This is a genomic window from Streptomyces durhamensis (genome assembly GCF_000725475.1).
GTDB classification, from domain to species: domain Bacteria; phylum Actinomycetota; class Actinomycetes; order Streptomycetales; family Streptomycetaceae; genus Streptomyces; species Streptomyces filipinensis.
The window spans coordinates 1-267 of record NZ_JNXR01000199.1 but is presented as its reverse complement, the minus strand read 5'-3'; the positions used below and the strand labels follow the sequence as shown (position 1 = coordinate 267).

At 70.8% G+C, this 267-nt stretch carries 1 protein-coding gene; it reads right to left on the bottom strand.

Annotation, left to right across the window (positions count from 1 at the left end; genetic code table 11):
• Positions 1–267, bottom strand: a 267-nt coding sequence (locus IO33_RS45475) for a beta-ketoacyl synthase N-terminal-like domain-containing protein (RefSeq protein WP_037687644.1), incomplete at both ends; no start/stop codon positions are given.

Genomic DNA, 267 nt, shown 5'->3' with positions numbered 1-267 from the left:
GTACCGTCCGCAGCGGCACCGAACGCCTTGCACCGACCGTCCGCCGACAGGCCACGCTGACGGCTGAACTCCACGAACGTCGAGGGAGTCGCCATGACGGTGACACCGCCGACCAGCGCCATCGTGCACTCGCCGCTCCGCAGTGCCTGGGTCGCCAGGTGCAGTGCGACCAGCGATGACGAGCATGCCGTGTCGACCGTGACCGCCGGGCCCTCAAGCCCGAACGTGTACGACACCCGGCCGGAGGCGATGCTGCCCGCGCTGCCG